The sequence below is a fragment of the Pectobacterium brasiliense genome (assembly GCF_013449685.1).
GTDB lineage: Bacteria > Pseudomonadota > Gammaproteobacteria > Enterobacterales > Enterobacteriaceae > Pectobacterium > Pectobacterium brasiliense_A.
Genome location: NZ_JACDSF010000009.1, coordinates 1 through 26,750 on the forward strand (window position 1 = coordinate 1; position 26,750 = coordinate 26,750).

The window sequence follows — 26,750 nt, forward strand, 5'->3', positions numbered from 1 at the left end:
GCCGATAGTACCGACGTTAACGTGGGGTTTTGTACGTTCAAATTTTTCTTTAGACACGGCGATATTCCTTACTCAAATGCTCTCCCCCTATGGAGAGAGCACGGGATTTTTTTTAACCCTGAGGCTTATTTACCACGGGCTTCAATTACGGCCTGAGCAACGTTGTTAGGCGCATCATCGTACTTCAGGAACTCCATGGAGTAAGAAGCACGGCCTTTGGTCAGAGAACGCAGTTGAGTTGCGTATCCGAACATTTCAGACAACGGAACTTCAGCGTGAATCACAACGCCAGTAACGTTAGATTCCTGACCACGCAGCATACCACGACGACGGCTAAGGTCACCGATGACGTCACCAGTGTTCTCTTCCGGCGTTTCAACTTCAACCTTCATGATAGGCTCAAGCAGAACAGGTTTTGCTTTCTTAAAGCCGTCTTTGAAGGCGATAGAAGCAGCCAGTTTAAACGCCAATTCAGAGGAGTCAACGTCATGGAAAGAACCGAAGTGCAGACGCACGCCGAGATCAACCACTGGGTAACCAGCCAACGGACCCGCTTTCAGCTGTTCCTGAATACCTTTATCAACGGCAGGGATGTATTCGCCAGGAATTACACCACCTTTGATGTCGTTGACGAACTCGTAGCCTTTCGGATTTGAGCCCGGCTCCAGCGGATACATGTCGATAACAACATGACCATACTGACCACGACCACCAGACTGCTTGGCGTGTTTACCTTCGATATCGGTAACTTTCGCACGAATCGCTTCACGATAAGCAACCTGTGGTTTACCCACGTTCGCTTCAACGTTGAATTCACGCTTCATACGGTCAACGATGATATCGAGGTGCAATTCACCCATACCAGCGATGATAGTCTGGTTAGATTCTTCGTCTGTCCATACGCGGAAAGACGGGTCTTCTTTAGCCAGACGGCCCAATGCCAGACCCATTTTTTCTTGGTCAGCTTTGGTTTTCGGTTCTACCGCGATGGAGATTACCGGCTCAGGGAATTCCATACGTTCCAAAATGATGACGTTATCTGGATCACACAGAGTGTCACCCGTCGTTACATCTTTCAGACCGATAGCCGCAGCGATATCGCCCGCACGAACTTCTTTGATCTCTTCACGCTTGTTAGCGTGCATCTGAACGATACGACCAAAACGCTCACGTGCTGATTTAACTGGGTTCAGTACGGTGTCGCCGGAGTTAACTACACCAGAGTACACGCGGAAGAACGTCAGGTTACCAACAAACGGGTCGGTAGCAATTTTGAACGCCAGTGCAGCAAACGGCTCTTCATCACTTGCGTGACGCTCAGCCGGCGTGTCTTTACCGTCATCCAAAAGACCATTGATCGCAGGTACGTCAACTGGGGATGGCAGGTAGTCAACTACCGCATCCAGCATCGCCTGAACACCTTTGTTCTTAAATGCAGAACCACAGGTTACCAGGATGATTTCGTTGTTCAGAACACGCTGACGCAGAGCTTTTTTGATCTCTTCTTCAGTCAGTTCTTCACCACCCAGGTATTTCTCCATCAGGTCTTCTGAAGCTTCTGCTGCAGATTCGATCAGGTTCTGGTGCCATTCATCAGCCAGATCCTGCATATCAGCTGGGATCTCTTCGTATTCGAAGGTCACGCCCTGATCGGCATCGTTCCAGTTGATGGCTTTCATTTTCACCAGGTCAACAACACCGGTGAAACCTTCTTCAGCACCAATTGCCAGCTGCAGCGGAACAGGGTTCGCGCCCAGACGGGATTTGATCTGACCAACAACTTTCAGGAAATTCGCACCCATGCGGTCCATTTTGTTAACGAACGCAATGCGTGGAACTTTATATTTGTTTGCCTGACGCCATACGGTTTCAGACTGCGGCTGAACACCACCAACTGCGCAGTAAACCATTACCGCACCATCCAATACACGCATGGAACGTTCTACTTCGATAGTGAAGTCAACGTGCCCTGGGGTGTCGATGATGTTTACACGATGCGGTTCATACTGCTTAGCCATACCAGACCAGAATGCAGTAGTCGCTGCGGAAGTGATAGTAATACCACGCTCCTGCTCCTGCTCCATCCAGTCCATGGTAGCTGCGCCGTCATGAACTTCACCGATTTTATGGTTTACACCAGTGTAGAACAGAATACGTTCGGTAGTAGTGGTTTTACCGGCGTCGATGTGCGCACTGATACCAATGTTACGGTAGCGTGCGATGGGTGTTGTACGAGCCATTTGTATCCTCTGTTTACTAGGGCGTTCAATTTAGTTAACCCAAGCGGGTTGGCTATTTTTAGCGCCCGCTTGGTTAGCATGACTACAACGAAGGGATTACCAACGGTAGTGAGCGAACGCCTTGTTAGCTTCGGCCATACGGTGAACGTCTTCACGTTTCTTAACAGCAGTACCTTTGTTCTCTGCTGCATCAGAAAGTTCGTTCGCCAGGCGCAGAGCCATAGATTTATCACCGCGTTTACGAGCAGCTTCTACGATCCAACGCATTGCCAACGCATTACGACGAACCGGACGGACTTCTACTGGTACCTGATAAGTAGAACCACCAACGCGGCGCGACTTAACTTCGACAGTCGGGCGAACGTTGTCCAGAGCTACTTCAAAAGCTTCCAGATGATCTTTACCAGAGCGCTGAGCCAGGGTCTCCAGCGCGGTATAGACGATTGCTTCAGCAGTAGATTTTTTACCATCTACCATCAGGATGTTTACAAATTTGGCCAGCAGTTCTGATCCGAACTTAGGATCCGGCAGAATTTTACGTTGACCAATGACGCGACGACGTGGCATGGAAATACTCCGTTGTTAATTCAGGATTGTCCAAAACTCTACGAGTTTAGTTTGACATTTAAGTTAAAACGTTTGGCCTTACTTAACGGAGAACCATTAAGCCTTTGGCTTCTTCACGCCGTATTTGGAACGGGATTGCTTACGGTCTTTAACACCTGAGCAGTCCAGCGCGCCACGAACGGTGTGGTAACGCACACCTGGCAGGTCTTTAACACGACCGCCACGGATCAGGATCACGGAGTGCTCCTGCAGGTTATGACCTTCACCACCGATATAGGAGGTAACTTCAAAACCGTTGGTTAAACGAACACGGCATACTTTACGCAGTGCGGAGTTCGGTTTTTTAGGGGTGGTCGTATATACACGGGTACATACGCCACGTTTCTGCGGGCATGCTTCCAGCGCCGGAACGTTGCTTTTAGCAGCCTTCAGGGAGCGTGGTTTGCGTACCAGCTGGTTAATCGTTGCCATTCAAAAAGCTCCTGGGTTTTGCTTCGTAAACACGTAATAAATCGCCTCATGTTTGCGCAAGGCAAAGTATGAGGACGCAGAATTTTAGGGCTGGCAGTGGAAGGAGTCAAGAAATATACAAAAATTCGGCGTTACCACGCGAGTTGCTGCGGGTGCTCCACTGTCAGTTGAACAAACTGATTATAGTCAATGAGTGTCACATTGTTTGAAATTTGTTCATCCATTCCTCTTGCCGCTGTATCAGGCTGGAGCGCGTAGAGAAGAACCGCTGAATCAAGAAGGCGCTGAATAATATCTCCACCAGCTAGCGCAGCGATAACACCGTCTTGCAATAAGACCAACGCATCCCCCTGACCCAAACTGAGCAGAAGTGCATCTAGGTCAATGTGATAAGGAGAACGTGAGAGCGTATGCAGCATATAAAAGGCGAAATCCGTCGCTAGAATGAAAGGATAGAATGATAATCGGCCAACTTACTACGCCATGCTTGCGGCGCTAATAGCTCCACATCCAAAACCCAGTCTGTTTCTATACTCAACCCACGCTGGCGCACAGAAGTCTCGCACAGATAACAAGCTTCGATATCGTACAACGGCAGTACACCAAACGTTGCGATGTAATTACGCATCAAAATCTTTTCCGGCTGTTGATGCGGCAGCAGTTGAAGTACGCCATCGCCAACAAAAAATACGCCAATCTCTTGCGTCAGTGCTGACATCGCCAATAGTGCATCCAGCCCCTCTCGCCCAGCAGCACTCCCATGTGGAGAATGCGTAAAAACAAATGCGACTCGCTTCATAACGCTACCTTAAAACTGAATAACCCGATCGCAGGTCAGCACCGATTGCGCCAGTTCACCCAACCCGCTCAGAACAAAACCAGGTTGCAGATTCGCGCCAGCAAGGTTGAGCTGAGTCGCTTGCTGTGCATCGGTCACACCTCTGCGTAATGCCGCGGCGACACAGACATTCAGCGCCACCTGATGCATTTCGCCCAACTGCTTCCAAGCGCGAACAAGATCAAACTCATCATTAGCGGGTGACGTTAGCTGGTTGGCATTTAGCACGCCCTCGAGATAGAAGAACACGCTTTTCAGTCTGTGCCCTTCAGCCAACAGCGCCTGTGCAAACTGCAACGCGCTGCTCGCTTGCTGTGTGCCATAAGCCGGGCCAGTCACCAGCAAACAGTAACTCAGCATTAACGTTCGTGCCCGCTGAAGTCGCCGCTTTTGAATTGACGGATATAAAGGTAGACCGTGTGTTTGGAGATATTGAGACGTTCGGCGACCTGGTTGATGGCGTCTTTAATATCAAAGATGCCTTTCTCATACAGGCTCAGTACGATTTGGCGATTTTTCGCATTATTGGAGACGTTGCGATCCGCGTTGACTTCCTCAATCGAAAATTCCAGCGTTTGTGCCACGAGATCATCAACGGATGACGCAAAGTTGACGGAAGAGGCGGCATCATGCGTTTCAGGTGGAATAAAGGTCTGCACAATCTGGGAGAAAGGCACATCCAAATTCATGTTGATACACAGCAGCCCAATCACGCGCTGATCGCGATTGCGAATGGCAATCGTCACTGACTTCATCAACACACCGCTTTTTGCGCGGGTAAAATAGGCTTTCGACACGCTGCTATCTTCACCTGCCATGTCATGCAGCATGCGCAATGCAAGATCCGTAATCGGCGAGCCAATCTTCCTGCCGGTATGTTCCCCATTCGCAATACGCACGGCGGAACATTTAAGATCCTCAAGCGAGTGCAATACAATCTCACAATGCTCGCCAATTAACATGGCCAAGCCATCAACCACCGCTTCATACGATTTCAGGATCTCATAGTCCGTTTGACTAAAAGGACGTTCATCCAGCAAATCAAGCTCATAAGATTCGCCAGATACAAGCGAATTAGACATGGCAGACACCACCCTCAACGTCATCTATTTATTTTGTATTGACAGGGGACACAGTCTAGCAAATGTCCACACTCGCGTCCCTGAATTTAACGGGCTACCTCTTAAGGTTGCATTAATTTAATCCCGCTAGAGTCAGCGTCTTCTTTCCTCTCCATCATGGAAATCACGAGAGACGTGTATGAGAAAACGAATACCGATGGGCAGACCACACCTGAGCAGCATCACGTTCGTGCTGATCTTTTCTGCCTTTATTACCCTGGTCCAGAACATTGCCTACTACCGTCAGACGCTGCAACTGCTGGATATGACAGACTGGGTTACTATCCCTTTCTTTCTCAGCATGCCCGTTGTGATTTTCGCGGTGCTGAATATCATTTTCACACTTCTGGCAGTACCTTATCTGCGTAAGGCCATCATTGTTCTTTTCCTGCTGACCGGTGCCGCAGCACAATACTTTATGCTGAACTACGGCATTATCATTGACCGAACCATGATCCAGAATATCCTAGAGACAACCGCTGGCGAATCCTTTTCACTGCTTACGCCACAGCTTGTCGCCTGGGTATTCTTTATTGGCGTCATTCCTGCGGCACTCGCCGTCTGGATAAAAATAAAACCCGCCAAGCCGACAACGCTCTATATTGGCATGCGCTTTCTTAGCGTCATTATTTCGTTATTCGCTATTTTATCTATCGCGGCATTCTTTTATAAAGATTACGCCTCGTTCATGCGTAATAACAAAGAGTTGGTAAAAGCAATTACGCCCAGCAATATTGTGGCGGCCAGCTTGTCCTACCATAAACATAGTGTGCTGGCTAATTTGCCTCTGGAGCAGATTGGTCTGGATGCCCACAAAGCGGCTCCGCCATCTCCGACGGCAAAAAAGAATCTGGTTATTCTGGTAGTTGGCGAGACATCCCGGGCACAAAATTTTTCGCTGGGTGGCTACGGGAAAGAGACCAATCCGCTGCTGGCAAAAGATAACGTTATCTACTTTGAAAACACCTCATCGTGTGGCACATCAACAGGCGTTTCCGTTCCCTGCATGTTTTCCAACATGCCGCGCCAACGCTTTAATGGTGACGTAGCCAGCCATCAGGAAGGGTTGCTGGATATATTACAGCGGGCAAAAGTTAACGTGCTCTGGCAGGAAAATGATGGCGGCTGTAAAGATACCTGTACACGTGTGCCAACGGTTGATGTGACATCGCTGAAACTACCGGGACTATGCACCAACGGAGAATGCCACGATGAAGCGTTATTCCACGGCGTCGAAGACTATATTAATAAACTCGATAACGACGGCATCATCGTATTACATACGATAGGCAGCCACGGCCCGAGTTATTACCAACGCTATCCTGACGCCTTTAAGAAATTTACGCCAACGTGTGATACCAATCAGATTCAGACCTGTACGCAGGAAGCGCTGGCCAATACGTATGACAATACGATCCTGTACGTCGATTTTTTTCTGGATAAAGCGATCGATTTACTGAAACAGCATCAGGATAAATTTAATACGTCATTGGTTTACCTGTCTGACCACGGCGAATCGTTAGGGGAAAACGGCATCTACCTGCATAGCATGCCCTACTCTATTGCACCGAAGCAGCAAACGCACGTCCCGATGTTTATTTGGTTATCAACGGGTTATCAGCAACAACAGGTCATTCAGGACTCCTGCCTGCGCCAGAACGCGAAGCAGCTGGATTACTCGCAAGATAATCTTTTCCATACCATACTGGGAATGTTTACTATCACCACGAAAGAATATCAGCCTCAGCTCGATATCCTTCAGCCGTGCAGGGATAAGGCAACATGAAATTATTGATTGTTGAAGACGATAAGCTGTTGCAGGAAGGATTATTATTAGCGTTGAGTCATGAAGGTTATGCCTGCGATTGTGCAGGCACAGCCAAAGAAGCAGACGCGCTCATCAGCAGCGCACACTACAGTCTGGTCATTCTCGATCTTGGCTTACCGGATGAAGATGGGCTCGCTCTGCTCTCACGCTGGCGTAAGCATCATTACCAGCATCCCGTACTCATCTTAACGGCGCGGGATAAGGTAAACGATCGCGTCAGCGGGCTGGATGTCGGCGCAGACGATTACCTTGCCAAGCCTTTCGCTCTAACGGAATTACAGGCACGCGTACGCGCGCTGATTCGCCGCCATCAGGGTTCAAGCAACAGCTTGATACAGGTCGACAACATTACCTTGGATTTAAACAATCAACAGGTGTTACTGGACGACAAACCGGTGGTACTGACGCCGAAAGAGTTTGCGATACTATCCCGTCTGGTGTTGAAAGCAGGTTCCCAGGTACATCGCGAGGTTCTGCATCAGGATATCTACGCCTGGAACGACGACCCGTCCTCCAACTCGCTAGAAGTGCATATCCATAATCTGCGGCACAAGATAGGGAAAGAACGCATCCGAACCCTGCGTGGTTTTGGCTATCTGCTGACTAAAGGCGAACAGCCATGAAGAGCGATGCCGACACCGTCACCAGCATGCGTCGTCGTTTGGTGCTAGCACTGGGCGGCATCCTGCTCGTCTGTCAGATGATCAGCGTATTCTGGCTTTGGCACGAAAGCGAAGAACAGATCGGCCTACTGGTTGATAAATCCCTGAGCGCCAGCGCCCAGAACATACAGATCGATCAAGAGATCAATGAGGCGATCGCCTCACTCAGTATCCCAAGTCTGGTGATGGTCATTCTGACATTGCTCATGTGCTTTCAGGCGGTCAGTTGGATCACGCGTCCGCTTTCACGCCTGCAGGAAGAATTACAGGATCGCACGGCGGAAAATCTGGAACCACTGCCACAACAGAGTGACATTAAAGAAATCGCTGCTGTCACCCATACCATCAACCAGCTTTTTCAACGTCTGGACGAAACGTTGAAACGCGACAGGCAATTTACTGCAGATGTCGCTCATGAATTACGTACCCCGCTAGCTGGAATTCGTCTACACCTTGAATTACACCAGCAGCAACATCAGATTGATTGCAGTTCGCTCATCAAACGCATTGATAAAATGGTGAAAACGGTGGAGCAGCTTTTGCTGCTTGCGCGTGTCGGGCAAGATTTTTCTGCGGGTCACCACCCGCATGTCTCATTCCTGAAAGACGTCATTTTCCCCATGCAGGATGAACTGGCCGAGATGCTGCAAAAGCGGCAGCAGACGTTGAAATGGGTATTACCACAAGAAGATGTCACTCTCCGTGGGGATGCCACGCTACTCCAGTTACTGTTACGCAATCTGGTAGAAAACGCCTATCGCTATAGCCCGCAAGCAAGTCAGATCACCGTGAGCCTGAGCAAGCTGCCACATATTGAACTACAGGTTGAGGATGAAGGATCGGGTATTGATGAAAGCAAAGTCGGTGAATTGAGTAAGGCGTTCGTTCGCATGGACAGCCGCTATGGCGGTATCGGCCTCGGGCTAAGTATCGTGACGCGCATTGCTCAGTTGCACGATGGAAAATTTTTCCTCTGCAACCGGCCACAACGTTCCGGCGCCCTCGCTCGCGTGGTACTCACCGCCCCTGACGAATACCTGGATGAAAAAAACTAGCGGGTCTGCGCCGAAATAATACAGGTCCTGTGCGCAAACCCACATGTCTTATCAGTACGCTGGATAGCGATTCTAGTGTGTCGACGTCATCAGGTTCATCACTCTGCGGTGCTGGTTTTATTGGGCCAGTAGTAGCCTTGTTGGTTTGTAGGTGACCAATGACCGACCACTGTAAGTCGGCTAAGTCCTGCATGGCTTCCCATTTGCGGTACGCCTCCTGCACCTTGTTCTCGCCCAATACTCGGCAACCTGCCGTATGAGCCATACGCAGGCGATTTTCAGGCTTGGTCTTGCTGACAGGCAGCAGTCGCACCGTTGCAGGATAGCAGCCGTGCCTGTCGTGGCGAGTCGGTGTATCGGAAGGTATCAGCATCAGCTTAACTCCTGACGAAGAAGATGAATGGATTGTGAAACGTATTTATAGATTTAAAATAGCTGGATATTACCCACCATTTTCCCGATAAGAGGCAGACCAATTGTTCAAACACGCCCAGCTTGAATCGGTCAAGGCCTGGATTGGCGACCCCGCGCACGGTGCCTTACCCCTGCACGCCCGTATCCAGCGAGCGATTCGCCAGTTAATCCTCGATGGCGTTCTTGATGTGGGCAAGCCCTTACCTGCATCACGTGCGCTGGCGACATCACTGGGAGTATCACGTGATACGGTCGAGTCGGCTTACAGCCAGCTGCATGCAGAAGGGTTTATCGAACGTCGCGTCGGCAGCGGCAGTTTCGTGTCGGAGCGGGCAAAGCGTCTGCCGGGGCGTGGCAAAGCCAGAAAAACGGGAGATAGCAAAGCAGAACTGCGCCTCAGTCAACGCGGCAGCGCTATGTTCCAGAATGGTGGGGTGCGCGACTTCATCATCCCGCGTGCGTTCGCGCCCGGCGTGCCGGAAACCCGCAGTTTTCCCCTCCAGACATGGGAACGACTGGAACGGCAGGTACTAAAAGAATATGGCACGCGGGCGCTGCTGCACAGCCCACCGCAGGGCATGGAAGTGCTAAGGCGCGCCATCGCAGATTATGTCAATCTCGAACGGGGAGCTCGTGCCACGCCCGATCGCGTACTGGTGCTGACCAGTTCCCAGCAAGCGCTCACCTTGTGTGCGACGGTATTGCTGGATGTTGGCGATCGGATCTGCCTTGAAGATCCCGTATACCACGGCGCCCGCAAGGCGTTCGAGGCGGCCGGGCTCGCGTGCGTACCGATACCGTTAGATGCCGATGGTTTGCAGATTGATCACCTGCTTGAGGCAAGCAACAAACATAATGTGCCCGCTAAAGCCGTGTTCCTGACGCCCTCACACCAGTTTCCCACTGGCGCAACGCTGGCGCTGGATCGGCGTCTGGCCGTGATTGAATGGGCATGGCAGCACCAGAGCTGGATTATTGAAGATGATTACGACAGCGAGTTTCACTACGCGGGCAAACCTACCGCCTGCGTTCAGGGGCTCGACCCACACGATAGAACGATCTATATCGGCACCTTCACCAAATCTCTGTTTCCCGGCCTGCGCATCGGCTACATGGTACTGCCGCCGCAGCTGGTTGCCCCCATGACCGTGGCACGCACGCTGATGGATGGACACAGCGCGCCCATTCCACAGCTCACGCTGGCGCGTTTTATAGAAGGAGGCCACTTCGGTGCCTATGTACGCACGATGCGTACCGTTTATGCCGAACGTCGGAATGTGCTGGCACGGCTGGTGCGTCAGCATCTGGCTGACTTCGTAGAGCCACGGGTGCCGGTCGGAGGCATGCAGATGCCCTGTATCTTTATCCGTGACATCTCTGAACACGACGCGGTGGAATCTGCACGCCGGGCTGGGATCGATCTGCTGGGGCTGACAGCAATGTATGCGTCGGGCCACCATAAAGCAGGCTTCCTCATGGGATTTGCCGCACACGCTCCGCATGAACTGGAAACGGCGGTCAAGACGTTGGCGAAGGTACTCGCACGCTGTGCTGACGATGGGTCGCGGGTAGTGGATGACAGATAGGTGCCGTCACGGTTAACGGGAAAGGGATTCAATTGCAGGGAAGTGATGGTGAAACAAACAAAAAAAACCGCAGGCCAGTGCCTGCGGTCATATTGCGACTATCGAGATGCTTACTTAGCGGCTTTCTCTTCGGCTGCTGGTTTTTCAGCTTTCGCATCATCCGCTGCTTTCAGGTCAGCTTCAGATTTAATGTCCAGCAGTTCAACGTCAAACACCAGCGTGGAGTTAGCTGGAATGCCAGGCACGCCATTTTCGCCATAGGCCAGTGCCGGTGGGATAGCCAGCTTGATTTTACCGCCTTTCTTAACGTGCTTCAGACCTTCAGTCCAGCCTGGGATCACGCCGTCCAGACGGAAAGAAAGTGGCTCACCGCGTTTGTAGGAGTTGTCGAACTCGCTACCGTCAACCAACGTACCTTTGTAGTTAACCACTACGGTATCGCTGTCTTTCGGCGCATTGCCGCTACCTTCTTTCTCAACCTGATACAGAAGGCCAGATTCCGTTTTCTTCACGCCTTTTTCTTTGGCGAAGGACTCAAGATACTTGGCGCCTTTATCCGCGTTATCTTTCGCATCTTGCTTCATCTTGGCTTCAGCTGCGGCTTTCACTTTACCTTCAAAGCCTTGCAGCGTTTTCTCGATTTCTTCGTCAGTCAGCTTGCTCTTATCAGCAAAGGCATCCTGAACACCAGCAATCAGCTGATCCTTATCCAGTTTGATACCTAATTTTTCTTGCTCTTTCAGAGAGTTATCCATATAACGCCCTAAAGATGCACCTAACGCATAAGCCGCTGCCTGCTCATCGTTCTTGAATTTGGCTGCCGCAGTGGTGTCAGATGCCTGCGCTTTGTCTGCCGCCAGAGCCTGGCCTGCGTTCAGAGCCAGAGCCATCGTTGTTGCTAACAGCGTTACTTTAAACAGTGATTTCATCCATTTCTCCAGCATCTGGAGCGACGCGCTCCAGCCATCATTAAAATACATTCGCGCCTACTATAACTGTGCGGACGAAGACAACACAACGACGCACGCGACAATCCTTTGATAAAAAACGTCAGGAAGCTTTTCCGACATCATTTGTGTCGTCCTAAGGCCTTCTGACAACGATTTGCCCCATTCCGGATGGTGCATTGCGCCCTAGTGCGACCGTTTTTACTACCAGAAGTTTCCGCTTTCTGACAAACTCGCGGGTAACAAGAAGTAAGGGGAATACCGATGTCACCATCAGCACTTGAAGAACGGCTCGAACAGTTGGAAAGCCGACAGGCTTTTCAGGAATTAACCATAGAAGAACTTAACCAAACGGTTATTCAACACGAGCGGGAAATTAGCCGCCTGCGTGAACATGTCCGTCTACTCACCGATCGGCTGCGCAGCCAGCAAACCTCGCTCGTTGCCCCCCAGTCGGAAGAAACGCCGCCACCGCATTACTGAGATTCGCGACCCGTTATGCCGATGCCCACCATCGTCCAGATATAACAATAAATAAAAAAACCTCAGGCGATCTTCATCAACCTGAGGTTTCTTTTATGCGTATGCGCTACGACTCATTAGTGGCAGCCGCATCCACCGTTGCCGCCGCAGCCGCCTTTACCGTGCTGGTGACCGTGGTCGTGATCATGGCCGTGACCGCCACAGCAGCCGTCACCATGGTCATGTTCATGATCGTGCTCACCGTGAACGTGACCGTGCGCCAGCTCTTCTTCCGTCGCTTCGCGGATAGCCACAACTTCAACGTTGAAGCTCAGGTTTTGGCCTGCCAGCATGTGGTTGCCGTCGACAACAACATGGTCGTCTTCAACTTCGGTGATTTCAACTGGCACTGGGCCCTGATCGGTCTCAGCCAGGAAACGCATGCCAACCTGCAGCTCGTCAACGCCCATAAAGACATCTTTCGGTACGCGCTGAACCAGATTCTCATCATAGTTGCCGTAAGCGTCGTTTGAACCGATGTTCACATCAAACTTCTCACCTGCTTCACGGCCTTCCAACGCGTTTTCCAGACCAGAAATCAGGGAACCGTGACCATGCAGATAGTCCAACGGCGCGCTCACCGGAGACTCATCAACCAACACACCGTCTTCTGTACGTACCTGATAGGCCAAGCTGACCACCAGATCTTTTGCTACTTTCATGATATCTCCTACCGTTGGAAATCAAACTGGCGCAAATTGTAGCTGAAAAATATCCCTATGTACCGTCTGGAATCAAAAAACGTCAACGGTTGGTGACAATGCCACCACGACACTCATCCCTCATTCTGGCCGGAAGATCCCGATAATCTCGTTAGCCTGTGGGACGGATGCCGTCGTGGGCTCATCTGCCTGACTTTGGCGATATCCGCACTTCACACACACCACAACCTCGACATCATCCTCTCGTCCAACTGCCAGCGTGTCCTGAGCCTGACACGTCGGGCACACGGCCCCTGCAATAAAGCGTTTACGCATGATAACTCCAATTTATCGCCGTTCTAAAACCTAGAACCTATTCTACTAGGCGTTATTGGCGCAGACAGTTTGGACTCGGACAGCGCGCAGAAACCGGAGCGTACACGTAGTACGTGAGGATTTATTCGCTTCGCTCACCCTACGGGCCGCCCCAAGAGGCGTTCAAACGCAATTGCGTTTGTGCGAGCACTGCCCAGGTTCAAAATGGCAAGTAAAATAGCCTAGAGAATAGGTTCTTACTCGTCGTCTTCATCCCACACACTAGGCCGACGGCGCTCGCGCAGCATTTCCCGCTGGAAAATATCCTCTAGCTCACGGCGTGCCTCTTTCACACGGGAGATTTGAGCGACATCCCCCGTCAGTTGCGGCATCAATTCACGCAGCATGCGCATATCCAGACGGCGGAAATGCTGTTGCGCACGCATCGCCTGATGGGGGTGCATGCCGACCGTCACCAGCGTTTTCCGCCCTAGCTCCAGCGCGCTGGAAAAGGTTTCGCGCGAGAAATGTTTTACACCTGTCTGTAACAACTCATGGGCTTCAACACGCCCGCGTGCCCGCGCCAGAATCTCCAGATTTGGAAAGTGTTGCTGGCATAGATGCACAATCTCCATCGTATCTTCTGGTGCATTACAGGTGATCACGATTGAGCGCGCTTTATCCGCCCCCGCCGAGCGCAGTAGTTCCAGCTCCGTGGCATCGCCATAATAAACCTTATAACCATAGCTGCGCATCAGGCTCACGGCACTGATATCGCGTTCCAGAACGGTAATCCGCATTTTGTTCGCCATTAATAAGCGACCAATCACCTGTCCGAAACGCCCGAAGCCCACCACGATCACCTGCGGTTCGTCATCCTCGACATACGGTTTCTCATCCGGCACATCCTGCACGTTGTAACGACGCACCAGAATGCGGTCGATCAACTGCATCAGCAGCGGCGTCGTCATCATTGATAGCGTCACTGTCACCAGCAACAGCGGCAGTTGCTCACCTTTCAATACGTTGAATGAAGCCGCCGCGGAAAACAGGACGAAAGCGAACTCGCCGCCCTGACTCAGTACCCCAGCAAACTGCAAGCGCTCGGAGCGGCGCATACGATTAATCCGCGCAAGGACATACAGTACGGCCGCTTTCACCGCCACCAGCACCAATACCGCAACCATAATCTTCACGATGTGGGTGTAGAGGATGCCGAGATTCAGCGCCATTCCTACAGAGATAAAAAACAGGCCAAGCAGCAAACCTTTGAACGGCTCAATCGCGATTTCCAGTTCATGCCGATACTCACTTTCCGCCAGCAGAATACCGGCGATAAAGGTGCCTAACGCCATGGAAAGCCCTAATGCTTCCATAAACAGCGCAGAGCCGAGCACCAGCAACAACGCGGCGGCGGTGAACACCTCGCGCACGCCGGATGCCGCAATAAAACGGAACAGCGGACGCACCAGATAGCGGCCGCCGATTAACATCCCGAGAAACGCAGCGACTTTCAGACCAATCCGCTCCCAATCGCCAAAATCACCCTGCACACCAGCCAGAATCGGAATCAGCGCTAACGCAGGGATAACCGCCAAATCCTGAAACAGCAGAACGGAGAAACCTAATTGCCCCGATTCATTGCGGTTCATGCCCTTTTCGCGCATCAGTTGCAGCGCCATGGCCGTTGACGACATCGCCAACCCCACGCCACCAATCAGCGCGGACTGCCACGAGAAATCCGTCAGATACAGGGCGCCGCCTAAAATCAGCGCACTCAGTGCGACCTGAGCCGCCCCCACGCCAAAGATCGAGCGGCGCAGCGTCCAGAGCTTGGACGGATTCAGTTCCAGACCAATGATAAACATCAGGAAAACGACACCCAGCTCCGAGAAATGCAGGATGGCTTCCACGTCACGGATAAAGCCAAGCCCCCACGGGCCAATGGCGATCCCAGCGATCAAATAGCCCAGTACGGCACCAATCCCTAATCGGGCAGCGATCGGTACGGCGACTACCGCCACAAACAAAAATAAGACGCTGGCGGTCAGTAGCGCAGAACTTTCCATACTAGCGCTCCTCTTCAGGTAAAGGGGAGGATAGCCATTCACCGTAAGCTCTGGCTTGACTCGATAACACATCGGGCTGTAAACGACGTGCCCAGTAAACAATCATGGGGCGCATCCAATGCATACGGCACAGGGCGGCCGTCAGCTCAAACGGGCGGAGCAAATCATCCATGGGATAGCGATTGTTACCATCAGCATGATAGGCATCTTCCGGTTCACCGGTTGTAATCACCGAGCGCCAGTATTTCCCCGCCAGCGCATTCCCGCCGATCCCATTCGCGAATCCGCGCGATAACACCCTATCGAGCCACTCTTTCAGCAGCGCCGGACAGCTATAGGTGTAAAACGGATGTTGGAAAACAATGACCTGATGCTCACGCAGCAACTGTTGTTCGTGATGAATATCGATAAAAAAATCAGGATAGAGTGCGTAAAGATCGTGCACGGTTACATTCGCCAACTGCTGCGCCGGTTGCAATAAGACCCGGTTTGCTACCGAGTCCTGTGGTTCCGGATGGGCATACAGCAGCAAAATCTTCGGTGGCTGCGACATCATTCCCCTCCAAAGCGTCGTCATAATAATCGTTTTCCGTTACCATGCAGCGCAACGACTAAAAACAGGACACCGCGTGTCCTGAGATGTCCATAATTTAACATACTCTGAACATACGGCGCTTTATGATTGTTTTCTCTTCGCTGCAAATTCGACGTGGTGTACGCGTTCTGATCGACAACGCGACAGCAACGGTTAATCCCGGCCAGAAAGTCGGTCTGGTTGGCAAAAACGGCTGTGGTAAATCTACGCTGCTGTCATTACTGAAAGGCGAAATCAGCGCCGACGGTGGCAGCGCAACATTTCCGCAAAACTGGTCATTGGCGTGGGTCAATCAGGAAACGCCTGCGTTGGACAAACCCGCGCTGGACTACGTGATTGACGGCGACCGCGAGTTTCGCCAACTGGAAGCCGCGTTGCAGACCGCCAACGAAGAGAACGACGGTAACGCAATTGCCACGCTGCACGGTAAGTTGGATGCGATTCAGGCTTGGACGATTCAGGCCAGAGCATCAAGCCTGCTCAATGGGCTAGGATTTTCTCAGTCACAGCTACAACAGCCCGTCAGCGCCTTTTCCGGCGGCTGGCGGATGCGTCTGAATCTGGCACAGGCGTTAATCTGCCGTTCAGATCTGCTATTGCTGGATGAACCGACCAACCACCTCGATCTGGATATGCGTCAGGCGTTGACCGAAGCGTTAATCGATTTTGAAGGTGCGCTGGTTGTCGTCTCGCACGATCGACACCTGATCCGTTCTACTACGGACGATCTCTATCTGGTACACGACCAGAAAGTAGAACCGTTCGACGGTGATTTGGAAGACTACCAGCAGTGGCTGGTCGGCCTGCAACGTCAGGAAAATGCGGCTGATGAAATGCCAAAAGAAAATGCCGCCAACAGCGCGCAAGGTAGAAAAGATCAAAAACGCCGCGACGCCGAGTTGAGAACGCAAACGCAGCCGCTGCGCAAACAGATAACCAAGCTTGAACAGCAGATGGAAAAGCTGGGGGAAACGCTCGCAGCACTGGAAGCTCGACTGGCGGACAGCGCCATCTATGACATCAGCCGCAAAGCCGAACTCACCGACTGCCTGCAACAGCAAACCAAAGTCAAAATCGAGCTGGAAGAAACAGAACTGTCCTGGCTGGACGCACAGGAACAGCTAGAGCAGATGATGCAGAACGATTCGCTTTAAGATTTGTGTCCTGAAAGGCATAGCGAGCGGAAAGCCGCTCGCTATACTCGTGAACGAAGCCTTAATGCCAAATCAACAGCACGCAGGCGGCGGTCAGCAGCCCCATTGACACATTAAAGATAATCCACGCTTTCTTACTGCGCAGCAGTCGCCCAATCATCGTGCCAAACCCAAGCCAAATGACGCCGGACACCAGATTGACCAGCACAATCCCGATGCTTATCGCGAGCACAGACTGGTTATAGCGTTCCCCCGCCAGACTAAAGCTGGCCACCGCGCCCAGAGCCATGAGCCACGCTTTCGGGTTCAGGAATTGCAGCAACCACCCCTGATAAAGCCGGATCGGTTTGGGCGGCGCAATGGACGTTTCCAGCCGTTCGTAAGCCGCCGTGGCGATTTTCCACGCTAGCCAGAGGAGATAGGCACTGCCGAGGACTTTCAGAATAAAATGCAGCGAAGGGTAAATCAGAATCAAACCACCGACACCGAATGCCACCAGCAGCAAAATGCTCTGCATGCCCAGCATGATGCCGACCATCAGCCACAGTGAACGCATAAAGCCAAAATTCGCGCCCGAGGTGGTCAACAGCATATTATTCGGCCCTGGTGTGATGGCCGCTACCCACAAAAACCCCAACATCGAAAGAAATAAACTCAGTTCCATTATTTGTGGGCGCTCCTGACCCAAATGTCGTACCAACTGGCAGCATCGAAGCTAACAGTGTGATATTGATCGTACAAGAGCCGACAACAAGATTTCTATATCCTTTATGTATGACCATTTTCGTCCGCTGAGCGGCGCGCATAACCCGCATCTGCAAACGCTATTACCGCGTCTAATCCGCCGTCATGCGCAATTCTCGCCAGTCTGGCAGCCGCTTGAATTGCCGGACGGTGATTTCGTCGATCTGGCCTGGAGCGAAGCGCCCGAACAGGCACGCCACAAACCGCGCGTGGTGCTGTTCCACGGGTTAGAAGGCAGTTTTCATAGCCCCTATGCCCACGGCCTGCTACATGCCTGTAAGCAGCGCGGCTGGCTGGCCGTCATCATGCATTTTCGCGGATGCAGCGGGAAGCCCAACCGGATGAAGCGCATTTATCATTCCGGCGAAACCAGCGATGCCAGCTATTTCCTGCGCTGGATGCAAGAAACGCTGGGCGATGCCCCTACCGCCGCCATCGGCGTGTCTCTCGGCGGCAACATGCTGGCCTACCTGCTCGCGCAGCAAGGCGAAGCCTGTTCCCTTTCCGCGGCCGTTATTGTTTCCGCACCACTGATGCTCGAACCCTGTAGCCGTCGGATGGAACAAGGCTTCTCCCGCGTCTACCAGCACTACCTGCTGCGCCTGTTGAAACAAAACGCCGGCCGCAAGCTGGCGGCTTATCCAGATACATTGCCAATTCAGCTACCGCAGTTGAAGCGAATCCGCCAGCTACGCGAGTTTGATGACGTCATTACTTCACGTATCCACGGCTTCCGCGATGCAGCCGACTACTACCGACGCTGTAGCGCTCTGCCACTATTGCCTCAGATACGTAAACCGCTACTCATCATCCATGCGAAGGACGATCCTTTCATGACGTCAGAGGTGATTCCCGATCTGTCGCAGCTACCGTCTAATATTGAGTATCAGCTAACGGAACATGGCGGGCATGTTGGCTTCGTCGGCGGAACATTGCTGAAACCGGAAATGTGGCTGGAACAGCGCATTCCCAACTGGCTTAGCCCATTTTTGGACCAGGCCAGCGACTCTTTTCCTTCAGGAACCGTTTTTACTCAGGAACCCTTTGAATCAGGAAACATAGCGTGATTATTCCCTGGCAACAGCTCGATCCAGAAACGCTGGATAACATCATCGAATCTTTCGTCCTGCGGGAAGGCACCGATTATGGCGAACAGGAGCGTTCACTGGCGCAGAAAGTGGAAGATATCCGCGGCCAACTCCAGTCTGGCGAGGTGGTGTTGGTGTGGTCTGAGTTGCATGAAACCCTCAATATCATGCCGCGTAATCAGCTCAATTCTGGAGGACATGCTCCTTATTGAGCACGCCGAAAGTCGTGAAAGAACGCGCCAAACATGCTAACAATGATGACAATTACGTCTTTTTTGAGGATGCGCGCAGGCCTTCGGTCTACGCGGGCATCGCGATCACGGAGTCACGCACCTTATGTCACATCAGCATCCGATTATTGCGGTTACCGGCTCCAGCGGAGCGGGAACCACAACAACCAGTCTGGCCTTCCGTAAGATTTTCCAGCAGTTTGATCTGCGTGCCGCCCAGTTAGAAGGCGATAGCTTTCACCGCTATACCCGCCCGGAAATGGATATGGCGATTCGTAAAGCACGTGATTCAGGACGCCACATCAGCTATTTCGGCCCGGAAGCGAATGATTTCAGCCTGCTGGAACAGTCGTTTATCGAATATGGCCTGCACGGGCGCGGCCAGACGCGTAAATACCTGCATACCTACGATGAAGCGATTCCCTATAATCAGGTTCCCGGAACATTCACGCCGTGGGAACCAATGCCGGAACCCACCGACATCCTGTTCTATGAAGGGCTACACGGCGGCGTGGTCACTGAGCAAAACGACGTGGCACAGCATGTGGATTTACTCGTCGGCGTAGTGCCGATCGTCAACCTGGAATGGATTCAAAAGCTGATTCGTGACGTTAATGAGCGCGGTCACTCGCGTGAAGCGGTGATGGATTCCGTCGTCCGCTCAATGGAAGACTACATCACCTATATCACGCCACAGTTCTCTCGCACACACATCAACTTCCAGCGTGTGCCTACCGTGGACACCTCCAACCCGTTCGCTGCCAAATCGATTCCGTCACTGGACGAAAGCTTCGTCGTGATTCATTTTCAGGGATTGGACAATATTGATTACCCCTATCTGCTCGCCATGTTGCAGGGGTCCTTTATCTCCCACATCAACACGCTGGTCGTTCCCGGCGGGAAGATGGGGCTGGCGATGGAATTGATCATGGCGCCGCTGGTGCAGCGGTTAATTGAAGGGAAAACCATCGAATAAGCATCGAGATACACGGGGCGACCACAGGGGTGAGGCCTCCCGACGGGAACCTCCCCCGGTGTTTCCACTAATAACAGGCTTAAGTGACCAGAATGAGTGCCCAGAGAAAGGGATTATTCCAGCACTCTGATTTCGTGGCTGTGCGTCACCTCAACGGCTTTACCCAGCATCAGTGCCACAGAGCAGTATTTTTCCGCCGACAGTACGACGGCTCGCTCGACAACTTTGTCGGTCAACCCTTTTCCCGTCACGATAAAATGCAGATTGATGTGGGTAAATAAACGCGGCGCGTCAGACCGACGCTCTGACGTTAATTTCACTTCACAATCCGCTACATCGTTGCGGCCTTTTTGCAGAATCGATACCACATCAATCGCGCTGCATCCCCCTACGGACATCAACACCATTTCCATCGGACTGGGCGCTTTATCACCGGAATTGCCGTCCATCAATATCTGATGCCCTGATGCGGATTCGCCCAAAAATGTTAAGCCTTCAACCCATTTTACCCGTGCCTGCATGATGCCTCTCCACTAAAAATTTTTTGAAAATTTATACCGTTACTGTACAAAAACCAGCGTTAATCAGCGCTTTGTCATGCTGAAGCGAGACAACACAAGACACGTCCTTCAAGCTGTGTTAAAACGAAAACAGAATAGACCTTTTCTGGACAAACCCAGAAACGAAGAAGATGATGGCCTGGCCAGACATACTCCAGCCACGTTTACGGTGCGGCAAGGCAGCAACCGGAAAATAAAGGGTACAGTGGTTTCAGTATATTCCCTGACGTCATTCTGCCTAGACTGAATTTTATTTTTTTAGCAGTAAAACACGCCGTACAGGGAACTCTGACCCCTGTAATTTGCGCAGTGAATTACAACAGAGGATGATAGCGAATGGTTCTCGGCAAACCGCAAACAGATCCAACTCTCGAATGGTTCCTTTCCCATTGTCATATTCACAAGTATCCATCGAAGAGCACGCTGATTCACCAAGGTGAAAAAGCTGAAACGCTTTACTACATCGTGAAAGGCTCTGTCGCAGTGCTAATCAAAGATGAAGAAGGCAAGGAAATGATCCTCTCCTACCTCAATCAGGGCGATTTTATCGGCGAGCTCGGCCTGTTTGAAGAAGGTCAGGAACGTAGTGCCTGGGTTCGGGCAAAAACCGCCTGTGAAGTGGCTGAAATTTCCTATAAAAAATTCCGCCAGCTCATCCAGGTTAACCCGGATATCCTCATGCGTCTGTCTGCGCAAATGGCAAGCAGACTTCAGGTTACCTCTGAGAAAGTCGGCAACCTCGCCTTCCTTGATGTGACCGGCCGTATTGCCCAAACCCTACTCAACCTGGCCAAACAACCTGATGCCATGACGCATCCAGATGGCATGCAAATAAAAATTACCCGTCAGGAAATTGGGCAAATCGTTGGCTGCTCGCGTGAAACTGTGGGCCGCATTCTGAAAATGTTAGAAGACCAGAACCTGATCTCTGCACACGGTAAAACGATTGTCGTTTACGGCACTCGCTAAGCCCCTGTCGCTGTACCCTACCAATAAAAAAGCGTGAAGCCTCGGCCTCACGCTTTTTTTATGGCGAGCTTCCTGCTCACCACCCTACGGGTCGTTGCTAACGCAACGCTGAAAAACGTTCCCTACGTTTTTTTATGGCGTGCCATCCCTGGCCGCCACCCTTACGGGCCGTTGCTGACGCAACGTTGAAAAACGTTCCCTACGTTTTTTTATGGCGTAACGTAATCAGTTTGCTGCGTTAACGACCTGCGCGACGGCTTTAGCGAATTTCGCCATCCCCTGCGCAATATCGTCTTCATCAATGATCAACGACGGAACAAAGCGGATCACATTCGGCCCAGCCATCAGCACCATAAGCCCCTGAGACGTTGCCGCAGCCAGAAACTCGCCCGCACGACCATGCCATTGCGGTTTCAGTTCTGCGCCCAGCAGCAACCCCATACCGCGAACCTGTTCGAATACGCCGAACTGCTGATTGATTTTCTCAAGCTCACTGACAAAGCGATCGTGGCGATCCGCCACGCCTGACAGCACTTCTGGCGTATTGATAATATCCAGCGCGGCTTCCGCCACCGCACAGGCCAGCGGGTTGCCGCCATAGGTGGTGCCGTGCACCCCAACCGTCATGACCGATGCGATCTCTTCCGTCGTCAGCATCGCGCTAATTGGGAAACCACCGCCCAATGCTTTAGCCGTTGTGAGAATATCCGGCGTAATACCGTAGTGCATGTAGCTAAATAGTTTGCCAGTACGCCCCATTCCGCTCTGCACTTCATCAAACACCAGCAGCGCCTTATGCTGATCGCACAGATCGCGAACGCCTTGTAAAAACTCAGGCGTAGCAGGCGTAATCCCCCCTTCACCCTGAATCGGTTCCAGCACGACTGCACAGGTGTGATCGTCCATCACCGCTTTAACCGCAGCCAGATCGTTGAAGGGAACATGAACAATATCCGCAGGCTTAGGCCCGAAACCATCAGCATATTTAGGCTGTCCGCCGACCGAAACGGTGAACAGCGTCCGACCATGGAATGCATTGTAGAAGGCGATGATCTTGGTTTTATACGGACTATGGCGCTTAACCGCATAGTGACGCGCCAGCTTAAAGGCAGCTTCGTTGGCTTCAGCACCGGAGTTAACAAAGAATACACGGTCGGCAAAAGTCGCATCAATCAATTTGCTGGCGAGGCGTAACGCAGGCTCATTAGTGAAAATGTTGCTGGTGTGCCACAGCTTTTCACCCTGCTGCTGCAACGCGTTCACCAATGCAGGATGACAGTGACCCAGCGCCGTAACCGCAATACCACCGGAGAAATCGATATACTCGCGGCCGTCCTGATCCCAGACGCGGCTCCCTTTACCTTTCACGGGTACAAACTTCGCGGGTGCATAAACTGGCAAAATCACTTTATCATGAGTATCCCGTGTCACTGCTTTCTGCTCTGCTGCCATTTGCTGCCTCACTCTGCTGTCCATCATATCGGAATGAAAATATAGTCAATAAATATGCATAAAAAATCAATCACAGGCAATATTAAATCGGCTACTGAGGAGAATAACTTTCTATATCGCTAAATTTTAAGGAAATTATCCAAAAGCTGATGCCCTTGCTGGCTAAGAATGCTCTCTGGGTGAAACTGCACCCCTTCCAGCGGCAATGCGCGATGGCGAATCCCCATAATCTCATCACGCTTTCCTTCATGTTCGCTCCAGGCCGTAACTTCAAAGCAATCGGGTAGCGAGGCGGAATCAATAATGAGTGAATGATAACGGGTGACCGTCAACGGCTGCGCCAACCCCGTGAAAACCCCCGTATCGCTATGCGCAATCGCTGAGGTTTTTCCGTGCATGACCTGCCGTGCCCGCACCACGCGCGCGCCGAACGCCTGTCCCATCGCCTGATGGCCAAGACACACGCCCAAAATAGGCAACTTATCGGCAAAGTGACGAATGGCCGCCAATGAAATGCCCGCCTCGTCCGGCGTACAAGGGCCCGGTGAAATAACCAACCGCTCAGGCGCAAGCTGTTCAATCTCACGCAGCGTCAGTTCATCATTACGCTTCACCACAACCAGTGCACCAAGCTCACAAAAGTATTGGTAAAGGTTGTAGGTAAAGGAGTCATAGTTATCGATAATTAGCAGCATATTTTACTTAAGTTATTTATAAATAATGAATTTATAATTTAAACACCCTTTTGATACCCGCTGTAATACCCACAATTTTTTTCAATACCTTCTTATTTGGGCTAAAACGGAAAAACCATTGTACCCGTCTCCGGCATGAAAGGGACGTGTCAGATGCATGACACAGCAGTTGAGGTGCATGTCTCAGGCGATAATGGGGTCTTCGGCTGCGGTATGGAAGCCGCTCTCTGACTGGGTATAGTAAGCCCACGGCAATGTTGGGCTTGAAGTAAAGTAGTCAAAACGAACCTTCATCACCACGCTCGCAACGACGTTCAAACTACTCGGTGATATCTGCTTTCAAAGGCTGGCAGATTTACCACACGCAACTGAGCGTGTTTTTCCTTGCAGGCTACGGAAGTGTTTGTGGTCGCCCGAAGGCGTTTCTCACAGGTCACTAGTATCATCCCGATACTGGAAGCATTGGTGGCTGTCATCGACAGCAGGGTTTTACGGTCAAAAATACTACAAATTTTTTGCAGGTTCCAAGCACTTTGACTCTGCATAAAAAGCGAGTAACCTAGCACCCAGTGCTATAGTTAAGGTTACAAGATGTCGGCCTGATGCGTGTATTCAAAACCAAATGGTTTACTAAGGCAGCTAAATCCCACGCCATCAAGGATAGCGAGTTGTGTGAAGCTATTGGGACGGTGATGCAGGGTAAAGCTGACGATCTCGGCGGCGGCGTTTATAAAAAGCGGCTGAACCAGAATCGCGATCGCGCCATCATATTGGCGAAAGGTGGACAGCACTGGTTTTACACGTTCCTGTATGCCAAGCAGGATATGGCGAACATTGATAATCGCGAACTGGCCGGATTCCGCGAGTTGGCGAAGCACTACGCAACCCTTGCCGATGAAAAGATTACGGCACTGATTAAGAGCAAAGAACTGGTGGAGATTTGCCATGACCGCAAAAAGTAAATTCAAGAGTCCTGCATTTGAGGCTATCCATAGCGCGGCTTCTGGATTATTCAGCGTCGACGCTATTCCACAAGAAACCATGCGCAACTTTGATAAAGCGTGCCTCAACAATGTGGACGATCTTCAACCTCTTGAGATTAAGGCGCTACGTGAGAAGCTGAACGTCAGCCAGCCAGTTTTCGCCCGCTACCTGAACACCAGTGTTTCAACGGTACAAAAATGGGAAAGCGGCGTAAAACGCCCCAGCGGGTTATCGCTGAAACTGCTTACCGTGGTGCAGAAGCATGGGTTGAAAGTGCTGGTTTGATTGATTGGACTGGGTGTTTTGGGAGATAGATTGACGGTCAGTTATGTGCCAAAGCGGACACTACTACAATCAATATGGAGCAGGTCAATCAGGTTACAGTTGGGGTCAGTCTGAGCCTATGTGCATGTTCAGCCTTTGAAACAGACCGAACCATTCACTTTTAGAGATCTTCAGACATACAAACAAAATCCGCCCACACCTGCATCATCATACGCTCAAGCGCACGGTTAAGAGTGGTCGCAATCATACAACCCTGTGGGTTCCGATAATTTGGAAACAGCCAGCCGCTTCCGGAAGGGATTCGCCACTCTGCACCATCCAGATCAAATTCCCGCCATTCTGCTTTGCGAAGCTCTACGGTTCTGACAAACGTCAGTAACATCAATTCTAAGGCGATCACTGTGGTTCGATAGCCACCATAACGATTCAGTGCCTGCATAAAATCCGCAATTTCGGTACGCGACAAGGTTTATGATGTTCAACTTTAGGCCGGCGTAACGAAATATCGCAAATGACCATTGCCTGACCAGCAAAGCAACCATCCCCGCCCTTCAATATGTTAGAAGGATGACACGACGTTGACGTTAGCTGCATCCAGAGGCGAGTGGATGATAGGAGACAGAGATTTCGAATGAAATTGGAGAACAATGAGGAATCTCTGGTTTGGTTTGATTAAGCGACAAGTATGATCGTTACACGTCATCCGGTATACAAGGCTAACGATGACTGAAACCCGATAATGCACTTCATTTCCCATTAGAAAAACCTAACCGTTATGCCTCACTCACATCCTTATTCACGTAAACCGTGAAGCCGTCTGGTTTTAAATCGGGATGATCAATCGAAATATCATTTATCACTTTACCGGTTAAGGTATAAATTAAGTGCCCGGCAACATGCAGGCACTTTTCATACTCTTCCTGAGGTAATTCAGTGTTCAGCACCGCTAATTCTGTTTTGATTTTTTCGATAAGAATGATTGATTTATCAATTAAACTTGCTGCGATTTTTTTATCTGAAATGAACATCTTACGATCCTGGTGATGTGTTTGAAAATGGCTTCCCTGTATTCCAATCACGCTACCTCTCACACATTTAACAGTCAAGAAAACCCAATCTTGTCAACAAAAAATATGTGGCAAAAATATTTATACAGATAAACGGTTGCAACACATGGCCATCTTCCCTCTTTTTCGTTTTTTTAGCACTCCGCAACAGTGAGCGGCAATCTTCAGCGGCACAACGCCTCTGCAAACAGAGGAAAATCGGGGCTATGTGTTTACACCATATCTAACTATAAAGTTAGCACGATAATAATTATATAGATCACAAATCATTTATTTCCGTAATAACTATCTTTATTAATAGGATTTATTTATTATATCCACTACAGTAAACGATCACCCTGAAATCATTTTTAACAAAAAAATAACCACAAAAATCCATGAATTAATTATTTTTTTAAAAAAGGAAGAGGTATATAAGGTAAATAAACCGTTTCATCGATATTTATTTTTAATTTTTGATAACGATCACAATTGCTAAAAAAACGAATAAATCATGCATGTTAGATGGATAAAAATAAAGAATCCAGATTGAAAAAACACATATTAAAAAAACATAACCTAATGAATTTAAATGATTTAAATGGAAATTAGTTTCTATTTAAAAGTAATAAACACAAACCCTATCAGCTATCCTCTGTTATTTAATTAATATATTTAACGACGCATCTTGTATTG

The 26,750-nt window shown here is 50.7% G+C and carries 30 protein-coding genes and 1 pseudogene; 12 read left to right on the top strand and 19 right to left on the bottom strand.

What is annotated here, in order from left to right:
* Positions 1-125: 125 nt before the first annotated feature.
* From fusA to H0248_RS03830, 7 genes are all read right to left on the bottom strand, one after another.
* A complete protein-coding gene (gene fusA, locus H0248_RS03800) occupies positions 126-2,240 on the bottom strand; it encodes an elongation factor G (RefSeq protein WP_116156464.1) in 2,115 nt (704 codons plus the stop codon).
* A 96-nt stretch (positions 2,241-2,336) separates the two neighbouring features.
* Entirely contained in the window at positions 2,337-2,807 is a 471-nt protein-coding gene (gene rpsG, locus H0248_RS03805; protein WP_009111198.1) for a 30S ribosomal protein S7, read from the bottom strand.
* A 96-nt stretch (positions 2,808-2,903) separates the two neighbouring features.
* Entirely contained in the window at positions 2,904-3,278 is a 375-nt protein-coding gene (gene rpsL, locus H0248_RS03810; RefSeq protein WP_005969567.1) for a 30S ribosomal protein S12, read from the bottom strand.
* Between the two features lie 131 nt (positions 3,279-3,409).
* Positions 3,410-3,697 (bottom strand): sulfurtransferase complex subunit TusB, encoded by a 288-nt coding sequence (tusB, locus tag H0248_RS03815; protein WP_102116830.1) that lies wholly within the window; start codon positions 3,695-3,697, stop codon positions 3,410-3,412.
* 20 nt (positions 3,698-3,717) lie between these two features.
* Positions 3,718-4,077 (bottom strand): sulfurtransferase complex subunit TusC, encoded by a 360-nt coding sequence (tusC, locus tag H0248_RS03820; RefSeq protein ID WP_102116831.1) that lies wholly within the window; start codon positions 4,075-4,077, stop codon positions 3,718-3,720.
* Between the two features lie 9 nt (positions 4,078-4,086).
* A complete protein-coding gene (tusD, locus tag H0248_RS03825; protein ID WP_180784857.1) occupies positions 4,087-4,476 on the bottom strand; it encodes a sulfurtransferase complex subunit TusD in 390 nt (129 codons plus the stop codon).
* Positions 4,476-5,198 (bottom strand): helix-turn-helix transcriptional regulator, encoded by a 723-nt coding sequence (locus tag H0248_RS03830; RefSeq protein WP_010296984.1) that lies wholly within the window; start codon positions 5,196-5,198, stop codon positions 4,476-4,478. Before H0248_RS03830 ends, tusD begins: the two co-directional genes overlap by 1 nt.
* Before the next feature lie 178 nt (positions 5,199-5,376).
* On the opposite strand from H0248_RS03830, the gene eptA reads away from it, so the two are divergent.
* Genes eptA through pmrB form a run of 3 tightly spaced genes read left to right on the top strand, consistent with a single transcriptional unit; the run spans position 5,377 to position 8,782 of the window.
* Positions 5,377-7,023, top strand: coding sequence for a phosphoethanolamine transferase EptA (gene eptA, locus H0248_RS03835; RefSeq protein WP_116156467.1), 1,647 nt, complete (start codon positions 5,377-5,379; stop codon positions 7,021-7,023).
* Positions 7,020-7,688: a two-component system response regulator PmrA gene (pmrA, locus tag H0248_RS03840; RefSeq protein WP_102116834.1), complete on the top strand. Its 669-nt coding sequence runs from the start codon at positions 7,020-7,022 to the stop codon at positions 7,686-7,688. The genes eptA and pmrA overlap by 4 nt, the downstream gene beginning before the upstream one ends.
* Positions 7,685-8,782: a two-component system sensor histidine kinase PmrB gene (gene pmrB / locus H0248_RS03845; protein ID WP_102116835.1), complete on the top strand. Its 1,098-nt coding sequence runs from the start codon at positions 7,685-7,687 to the stop codon at positions 8,780-8,782. The genes pmrA and pmrB overlap by 4 nt, the downstream gene beginning before the upstream one ends.
* A gap of 133 nt (positions 8,783-8,915) precedes the next feature.
* Here pmrB and H0248_RS03850 read toward each other — a convergent pair.
* Positions 8,916-9,155 (bottom strand): annotated as a pseudogene (locus tag H0248_RS03850) (YggS family pyridoxal phosphate-dependent enzyme); the annotation flags it as partial.
* Between the two features lie 103 nt (positions 9,156-9,258).
* Between H0248_RS03850 and pdxR the strand changes: the two are divergent.
* Positions 9,259-10,782 (top strand): MocR-like pyridoxine biosynthesis transcription factor PdxR, encoded by a 1,524-nt coding sequence (gene pdxR / locus H0248_RS03855; protein ID WP_116156468.1) that lies wholly within the window; start codon positions 9,259-9,261, stop codon positions 10,780-10,782.
* Between the two features lie 110 nt (positions 10,783-10,892).
* Here the strand turns inward: pdxR and fkpA are convergent, their stop codons facing one another.
* A complete protein-coding gene (gene fkpA, locus H0248_RS03860) occupies positions 10,893-11,711 on the bottom strand; it encodes an FKBP-type peptidyl-prolyl cis-trans isomerase (protein WP_102117061.1) in 819 nt (272 codons plus the stop codon).
* Positions 11,712-11,993: 282 nt separating this feature from the next.
* Between fkpA and H0248_RS03865 the strand changes: the two genes are divergently transcribed.
* A complete protein-coding gene (locus tag H0248_RS03865; protein ID WP_010277499.1) occupies positions 11,994-12,212 on the top strand; it encodes a protein SlyX in 219 nt (72 codons plus the stop codon).
* Positions 12,213-12,328: 116 nt separating this feature from the next.
* Here H0248_RS03865 and slyD read toward each other — a convergent pair whose 3' ends face one another.
* The 4 genes from slyD to kefG form a co-directional block, all read right to left on the bottom strand.
* The gene (gene slyD / locus H0248_RS03870; protein WP_102116837.1) at positions 12,329-12,913 is read right to left on the bottom strand and encodes a peptidylprolyl isomerase; all 585 of its coding nucleotides are present in this window, start codon (positions 12,911-12,913) and stop codon (positions 12,329-12,331) included.
* Positions 12,914-13,033: 120 nt separating this feature from the next.
* Complete coding sequence (locus tag H0248_RS03875) at positions 13,034-13,228, bottom strand: YheV family putative zinc ribbon protein (protein ID WP_102116838.1); 195 nt, start codon at positions 13,226-13,228, stop codon at positions 13,034-13,036.
* Positions 13,229-13,464: 236 nt separating this feature from the next.
* Entirely contained in the window at positions 13,465-15,276 is a 1,812-nt protein-coding gene (gene kefB / locus H0248_RS03880) for a glutathione-regulated potassium-efflux system protein KefB (protein WP_102116839.1), read from the bottom strand.
* A gap of 1 nt (position 15,277) precedes the next feature.
* The gene (gene kefG / locus H0248_RS03885) at positions 15,278-15,829 is read right to left on the bottom strand and encodes a glutathione-regulated potassium-efflux system ancillary protein KefG (protein WP_167469158.1); all 552 of its coding nucleotides are present in this window, start codon (positions 15,827-15,829) and stop codon (positions 15,278-15,280) included.
* 125 nt (positions 15,830-15,954) lie between these two features.
* On the opposite strand from kefG, the gene H0248_RS03890 reads away from it, so the two are divergent.
* Positions 15,955-17,025 (top strand): ATP-binding cassette domain-containing protein, encoded by a 1,071-nt coding sequence (locus H0248_RS03890; RefSeq protein ID WP_180784858.1) that lies wholly within the window; start codon positions 15,955-15,957, stop codon positions 17,023-17,025.
* A 61-nt stretch (positions 17,026-17,086) separates the two neighbouring features.
* Here the strand turns inward: H0248_RS03890 and H0248_RS03895 are convergent, their stop codons facing one another.
* Positions 17,087-17,689: a LysE family translocator gene (locus H0248_RS03895; protein ID WP_180784859.1), complete on the bottom strand. Its 603-nt coding sequence runs from the start codon at positions 17,687-17,689 to the stop codon at positions 17,087-17,089.
* A gap of 106 nt (positions 17,690-17,795) precedes the next feature.
* Between H0248_RS03895 and H0248_RS03900 the strand changes: the two genes are divergently transcribed.
* The 3 genes from H0248_RS03900 (at position 17,796) to H0248_RS03910 (ending at position 20,063) form a co-directional block, all read left to right on the top strand.
* A complete protein-coding gene (locus tag H0248_RS03900; RefSeq protein ID WP_014916834.1) occupies positions 17,796-18,836 on the top strand; it encodes a hydrolase in 1,041 nt (346 codons plus the stop codon).
* Positions 18,833-19,069: a YheU family protein gene (locus H0248_RS03905; protein ID WP_010277524.1), complete on the top strand. Its 237-nt coding sequence runs from the start codon at positions 18,833-18,835 to the stop codon at positions 19,067-19,069. Before H0248_RS03900 ends, H0248_RS03905 begins: the two co-directional genes overlap by 4 nt.
* Positions 19,070-19,193: 124 nt before the next feature.
* Positions 19,194-20,063: a phosphoribulokinase gene (locus tag H0248_RS03910; RefSeq protein ID WP_010297039.1), complete on the top strand. Its 870-nt coding sequence runs from the start codon at positions 19,194-19,196 to the stop codon at positions 20,061-20,063.
* 113 nt (positions 20,064-20,176) lie between these two features.
* Here the strand turns inward: H0248_RS03910 and H0248_RS03915 are convergent, their stop codons facing one another.
* The gene (locus H0248_RS03915) at positions 20,177-20,584 is read right to left on the bottom strand and encodes an OsmC family protein (protein ID WP_180784860.1); all 408 of its coding nucleotides are present in this window, start codon (positions 20,582-20,584) and stop codon (positions 20,177-20,179) included.
* A gap of 375 nt (positions 20,585-20,959) precedes the next feature.
* Between H0248_RS03915 and crp the strand changes: the two genes are divergently transcribed.
* Positions 20,960-21,592, top strand: a complete 633-nt coding sequence (crp, locus tag H0248_RS03920; RefSeq protein ID WP_004090925.1) for a cAMP-activated global transcriptional regulator CRP — start codon at positions 20,960-20,962, stop codon at positions 21,590-21,592.
* A gap of 225 nt (positions 21,593-21,817) precedes the next feature.
* Here the strand turns inward: crp and argD are convergent, their stop codons facing one another.
* The gene (gene argD, locus H0248_RS03925; protein WP_180784896.1) at positions 21,818-23,044 is read right to left on the bottom strand and encodes a bifunctional acetylornithine/succinyldiaminopimelate transaminase; all 1,227 of its coding nucleotides are present in this window, start codon (positions 23,042-23,044) and stop codon (positions 21,818-21,820) included.
* Positions 23,045-23,163: 119 nt separating this feature from the next.
* Positions 23,164-23,739, bottom strand: a complete 576-nt coding sequence (locus H0248_RS03930; RefSeq protein WP_180784861.1) for an aminodeoxychorismate synthase component II — start codon at positions 23,737-23,739, stop codon at positions 23,164-23,166.
* 602 nt (positions 23,740-24,341) lie between these two features.
* Here H0248_RS03930 and H0248_RS03935 point away from each other — a divergent pair.
* Both H0248_RS03935 and H0248_RS03940 read left to right on the top strand, forming a co-directional pair.
* Positions 24,342-24,701, top strand: coding sequence for a type II toxin-antitoxin system RelE/ParE family toxin (locus H0248_RS03935; protein WP_100018061.1), 360 nt, complete (start codon positions 24,342-24,344; stop codon positions 24,699-24,701).
* Positions 24,685-25,008 carry a helix-turn-helix domain-containing protein gene (locus H0248_RS03940; RefSeq protein WP_039277278.1) on the top strand — a complete coding sequence of 108 codons (324 nt, stop codon included), beginning with the start codon at positions 24,685-24,687 and terminating at the stop codon, positions 25,006-25,008. The genes H0248_RS03935 and H0248_RS03940 overlap by 17 nt, the downstream gene beginning before the upstream one ends.
* 160 nt (positions 25,009-25,168) lie before the next feature.
* On the opposite strand, the gene H0248_RS03945 is transcribed toward H0248_RS03940, so the two are convergent.
* The gene (locus tag H0248_RS03945; RefSeq protein WP_205558460.1) at positions 25,169-25,447 is read right to left on the bottom strand and encodes a hypothetical protein; all 279 of its coding nucleotides are present in this window, start codon (positions 25,445-25,447) and stop codon (positions 25,169-25,171) included.
* Positions 25,448-25,781: 334 nt separating this feature from the next.
* A complete protein-coding gene (locus H0248_RS03950) occupies positions 25,782-26,036 on the bottom strand; it encodes a hypothetical protein (RefSeq protein WP_180784862.1) in 255 nt (84 codons plus the stop codon).
* Between the last annotated feature and the right edge of the window lie 714 nt (positions 26,037-26,750).